This is a genomic window from Kitasatospora sp. NPDC057198, from assembly GCF_042670125.1.
GTDB lineage: Bacteria > Actinomycetota > Actinomycetes > Streptomycetales > Streptomycetaceae > Kitasatospora.
The window spans coordinates 1-4,547 of the sequence record NZ_JBHUWH010000572.1 but is presented as its reverse complement, the minus strand read 5'-3'; the positions used below and the strand labels follow the sequence as shown (position 1 = coordinate 4,547).

At 75.4% G+C, this 4,547-nt stretch carries 7 protein-coding genes; 3 read left to right on the top strand and 4 right to left on the bottom strand.

Annotated elements, in window-relative coordinates:
• The coding region (locus ACFUEL_RS35675) for a hypothetical protein (protein WP_380241733.1) at nt 1-534 on the bottom strand (534 nt) is incomplete at its 3' end.
• Nucleotides 535-625: 91 nt separating this feature from the next.
• Nucleotides 626-1,099: a DUF4345 domain-containing protein gene (locus ACFUEL_RS35670; RefSeq protein ID WP_380241732.1), complete on the bottom strand. Its 474-nt coding sequence runs from the start codon at nt 1,097-1,099 to the stop codon at nt 626-628.
• Between the two features lie 135 nt (nt 1,100-1,234).
• Between ACFUEL_RS35670 and ACFUEL_RS35665 the strand changes: the two genes are divergently transcribed.
• Nucleotides 1,235-1,858, top strand: coding sequence for a TetR/AcrR family transcriptional regulator (locus ACFUEL_RS35665; RefSeq protein ID WP_380241730.1), 624 nt, complete (start codon nt 1,235-1,237; stop codon nt 1,856-1,858).
• Between the two features lie 95 nt (nt 1,859-1,953).
• On the opposite strand, the gene ACFUEL_RS35660 is transcribed toward ACFUEL_RS35665, so the two are convergent.
• Both ACFUEL_RS35660 and ACFUEL_RS35655 read right to left on the bottom strand, forming a co-directional pair.
• A complete protein-coding gene (locus ACFUEL_RS35660; protein WP_380241729.1) occupies nt 1,954-2,226 on the bottom strand; it encodes a hypothetical protein in 273 nt (90 codons plus the stop codon).
• Nucleotides 2,227-2,241: 15 nt separating this feature from the next.
• Complete coding sequence (locus ACFUEL_RS35655) at nt 2,242-2,565, bottom strand: plasmid stabilization protein (RefSeq protein ID WP_380241727.1); 324 nt, start codon at nt 2,563-2,565, stop codon at nt 2,242-2,244.
• Between the two features lie 419 nt (nt 2,566-2,984).
• On the opposite strand from ACFUEL_RS35655, the gene ACFUEL_RS35650 reads away from it, so the two are divergent.
• Together ACFUEL_RS35650 and ACFUEL_RS35645 are read left to right on the top strand one after the other, a co-directional pair.
• Nucleotides 2,985-3,899, top strand: a complete 915-nt coding sequence (locus ACFUEL_RS35650) for a SigB/SigF/SigG family RNA polymerase sigma factor (RefSeq protein ID WP_380241725.1) — start codon at nt 2,985-2,987, stop codon at nt 3,897-3,899.
• A gap of 184 nt (nt 3,900-4,083) precedes the next feature.
• On the top strand, nt 4,084-4,536 hold the full coding sequence (locus ACFUEL_RS35645; RefSeq protein WP_380241723.1) for an STAS domain-containing protein: 453 nt from the start codon (nt 4,084-4,086) through the stop codon (nt 4,534-4,536).
• Nucleotides 4,537-4,547 lie beyond the last annotated feature (11 nt).

Sequence of the window (4,547 nt, the reverse complement as noted above, 5' to 3'; positions counted from 1 at the left end):
GGACAGCAGCCAGAACAGCGGCAGCAGGACGACCCCCAGGACGCACATCAGGAACAGGGCCGCCAGCCAGGCGAACACGTAGCCGTCGCCGCTGCGGGCGCGCCCCCTGCGGGCGCAGGCCAGCAGCCACAGGGCGGGCATGCCCAGGGTGGCGGCCGTGCAGCCGGCGAAGGCGACGTACTCGCCGGCGGAGACCGGCGAGGGCCGGTAGACCCGGCCGCCGACCTCCCGGACGTCCACCCGGGCGCCGACCCGGGCGTCGTCGGCGCTGCGCAGCGTCATCGGCCGCGACGGGGCCCCGATCGGGGACGAGGGGGTGTAGCGGCCCTCGCAGCTGACGGCGGTGCTCTCCACCTCCTCGAAGCAGCTGGTGGCCACGTAGCTGCCGGTCGGCCCCAGCAGCCCGCTCATCGCGACCGCCGGGCCGCCGAGCAGCAGCCAGCTCACCACCGCCGCGCCCGCCAGCCACAGCACGGCGAACCCGCCCGCCACCCGCCACGGCCACGTCGGACCCAGCCAACGGACCCAGCCCATGCGACGCCCCCTGCCCCCCGGCTCGTTCCGCCGCAGGGCGCCCTACCCGCCGGCGGTCGTGCGGAACCCCGCGGCCGGCACCGGGCTCCGCTCAGCCGTCGCCCGGCAGCGGCCCGGCGGGGGGCGCAGAGGGGGCCGCCGAGGGGGTCTGCGCGGTCGTCGCCGAGCGGGGCTGTGCCGAGCGGGCGTGCGCCCGGACGTCGGCGGCGGCCAGCCAGAAGTAGACCGGCGGCAGGGCCAGTTCGACGGCCATCAGGACGAGCTGGAACCAGTGCGGCCGTCCGGCCGAGGCCAGGGAGAGCAGGCGGCTGAGGCCGCCCAGCAGGAAGAGCGCGGACAGGACGCGGACCGGCGCGGGCGGGATCGGGCGCTGCCTGGCCGTGTGCAGCCAGGCCAGGCCGTAGCCCGCGAAGATCGCGCCGAGGAAGCGCTCCAGCGAATCGGTGGTCGGCCCGGCGTCGGCGGCGCCGGGGACGGCGGCGTTGCCCGCCAGCATGTGGAACAGCCCGATGGCCACGCAGGCGTAGCCCATCGCGTACGAGAGGAACCGCAGTGCCCTGGCCATCGCTCACCGCTCCGCTCCCCGGCCGGACGCCCGGCGCGGTCTGGTTGACACGTGTCTACTAAAAGGGACCGGCTCCAGGGTGGGCGCGCAGCCGGGTCCGTGTCAAGTAGACACGTGTCGCATAGGATCGGGGGCATGCCGACCGCCCCGCGCCGACGCCTCACCCCCGACCAGCGGAGGGCCCAACTGCTGGCCGTCGGGGCGGAGCTGTTCGCCGAGCAGCCGTACGAGGCCGTGCTGATGGAGGAGGTCGCCGAGCGGGCCGGGGTCTCCCGGGCGCTGCTCTACCGGCACTTCCCGGGCAAGCGCGAACTGTTCGCCGCCGTCTACCAGCAGGCCGCGGACCGGCTGCTCGCCGCCACCCGGATCGACCCGGGGGAGACGCTGGTGCGCCAGCTCGCCCAGGGCCTGGACGCGCACCTGGACTACTTCGTGGCCAACCGCCACGCGGTCCTCGCCGCGAACCGGGTGCTGGCCGGCGACCAGGTGGTGCGGACGATCATGGCGGAGGAGCTGGACGCGCTGCGCGTCCGCCTGCTGGCCGTCCTGCCGCTGGCCGGGGAGGACACCCGGGCCACCGTCTCCGCCGTACTGAAGAGCTGGCTGGTGTTCGTCCAGGTGCTCTGCGTCGACTGGCTGGCCGAACCGGCCTGCAGCCGCTCCGAGCTGCGCGACGTCTGCATCGGCGCACTGCTCGGAGCGCTGCGCCCGCTGCTCCCGGTCGACCCGGCCCCCGAGTGGGACGGCCGCGGCCGCTGAGGCCCGTCCGGGCCCAGGACGGCAGGGGCGCCCAGGAGGGCAGGGGCCCAGGACGGCAGGGGCTCAGGGGCTCAGGGGCTCACCGGCTCGGGTGCTCACGGGCTCGGCTGCGGGACGGGTTCCGGGGCGGGCGGCTCCGGGGCGGGGCCCGGCGGCTGCGGGTCCGGGAGCGGGTCGGGCCGTCCCGGGCCGGGCGGGCCGGGGTTCGGCGGCTGCGGGTCGTGCGGCACCGGAGGGGCGATCGGCGGGTCCGGGTCCGGCAGCGGCCGGCCGGGGCCGAGCGGGTCGGGCGGATCGGTCGGCCGGGGCGGCGCGTCCGGCGGGTCGGGCGGCCGGACGTCCGGGTCGACGGGCATCGGAACGGTCATCGTGGTCACCGGCGGTCACCGCCCCAGGGCGTGCGAGAGTTCGTTCTTGTTCATCTTCGAGCGGCCCTTGATGCCGCGCTGCCGCGCCTCGTTGTAGAGCTGGTCGTACGTCGGGCCCCCGGCCCCGTGGTGCGAGCGCTTGCCGCCCCGGTGCCCGGAGGAGACGTCGTGGGTGGAGCTGCGGCTGGACGTCCGGCTCTCGCCGTGCCGGGCGCGCTCCTTGTTGACGGTGCGGGCGGCGATCTCGGTGGCGCGCTTCTCGCTCGCACCGCGCTTCAGCTCACCCTCCTTGATGTGCTCGTACTGGCGCTCCCGCTTGGGGCTCGATCCGGCGGGCATGGTGGGACTCCTTCCGTCGTCGGACAGGTCACCCGGCGCGCATACCCGTCCCGGGACGGGTGAACCGGGGGAATCCGGTAAATCCGCCGAATCGGGTTCGGAACGGACGAACCGGGTAAGAAGAGAGGGCCACGTCGAGCGCACCGCCCGGCGGGGCCGACCCGCAGGGGTCGTTACGTCACCACGTGTGACACGTCGCGGCATGTGAGCCGGGCCGCGGGCCGAGAGGCCCCGCCCGCGCCGCGTGCCGGGAGCCGTCGCCTGAAGAAGCCGGGTTCCACGGTTCTCCGCCCGCCCCGCCGCCGCCACCGCGCGTGCGGCTACCGAGCCACGGACGGTCTCCACCGTCCGGCGCGAGGCATGCCCGCACCGCCGGGCCGCTGGGGCAGGCCCCTACCGCACCCGGGAGATGACTCCCCGTGACCAACACGTCCACCACCACCGGCGCGTCCACCGGCGCGCGCGGAACCGCGCCGACCGAGGCCGACCCGCTGCACCGGCCCACCCGGAGCGAGATGCGCGCCATGGGCAAGTACGAGGCGCGCCGGCTCAGCGACGCGCTCTTCCACCGGCTGGCCGAACTGCCGCCGGAGGACCCGACCCACAGCTACGTCCGGGGCACCGTGATCGAGCTGAACATGCCGCTGGTGCGCTTCGTCGCCGCCCGGTTCCGGCACCGCCCCGAGGACCTGGACGACATCGTCCAGGTCGGCACCGTCGGACTGATCAAGGCCGTCGACGGCTTCGACCCGGACCGCGGCGTCGAGTTCGTCACCTACGCGATCCCCACCATCTCCGGCGAGATCAAGCGGTTCTTCCGCGACACCTCCTGGCCGCTGCGCGTCCCGCGCAGCGTGCAGGAACGCTACCTGGCCGCCGTGCACGCCTCCGACCGGCTCGAACAGGCCCTCGGCCGGCTGCCCGACACCGCCGAACTCGCCGAGGAGCTCCACGTCACCGAGGAACAGGCCGCCGAAGGACTGGACGCCGGACGGCTGTGCCGCTGCGACTCGCTCGACTCGCTGCGCGACGACGACCCCGACGACCCCGGCAGCGCGCTGGTCAACCGGCTCGGCAGCTGCGACCCCGAACTGGAGGTCGCCGAACTCCGGGTGATGGCCAAGCCGTTCCTCAACCAGCTGCCCGAACGCGAACGCACCGTCCTGCTGCTGCGGTTCTGGGGCGGCCTCACCCAGAGCGAGATCGCCGCCGAGATCGGCGTCTCCCAGATGCACGTCTCCCGGATCCTCGCCGCCACCCTCGCCGGGCTGCGCGAGCACATCGAGGGTTCGGCGGGAGAGGCGGCCGAGGATTCGGCGGGAGGGGCCGCGTGAGGCGCGCGCCGAGGGGGCGGGAGAGGGGCTGCGCAAGCACATCGAGGGGGCGGCGTGAGCGGGACGGTGGGCGGTGCGGCCGGGGAGGGGGCTGATTGGGCTCGGCGGCCGTCGGGTAGCCGCGACCCGATGGCCGCCCCAGGGGGAAGGGGCCTGGCACCGTACGGCAGGAGGTGTTCGAGTCGTGGACGCACAACCGGGCGCGGAGCCCGGTGCCCCCCTCACCGTCGCGTTGCGCCGCCCCGTCGGGGCGCTGGTCGTGCGGCCCGAGGGCGAACTCGACCATGACAGTGTCGGTCCGCTGCGCGAAGCGCTGGAACGAGCCGTCGCCGACCCGCCCGGACGGGTGGTGGTGGACTGCGGCGGCCTGGAGTTCTGCGACTCCACCGGTCTCAACCTGCTGTTGCGCGCCCACACCGCCGCCGTCCGGGCCGGTCTCCCGCTGCTGCTGGCCGCGCCGGGGCCGGTGGTCGCCCGGATGCTGGCGATCACCGGCGCGGACGAGGTGCTGGACGTCCACTCCACCGTCGAGGACGCGCTCGCCGTACCGCTGCCGGACGCGGAGACGGACGCGGAGGCGGGTGCGGGGGCGGGTGCGGGAGCCGATACGGGGACGGGCGCGGGCGGTGCCCCGTGATGGCCGAGGAC

Bases quoted from the DNA above. Each gene is read 5' to 3' on its own strand.
- ACFUEL_RS35670 (WP_380241732.1), bottom strand. From the start codon at position 1,099: ATGGCCAGGGCACTGCGGTTCCTCTCGTACGCGATGGGCTACGCCTGC.
- ACFUEL_RS35655 (WP_380241727.1), bottom strand. From the start codon at position 2,565: ATGCCCGCCGGATCGAGCCCCAAGCGGGAGCGCCAGTACGAGCACATC.
- ACFUEL_RS35660 (WP_380241729.1), bottom strand. From the start codon at position 2,226: ATGACCGTTCCGATGCCCGTCGACCCGGACGTCCGGCCGCCCGACCCG.
- ACFUEL_RS35665 (WP_380241730.1), top strand. From the start codon at position 1,235: ATGCCGACCGCCCCGCGCCGACGCCTCACCCCCGACCAGCGGAGGGCC.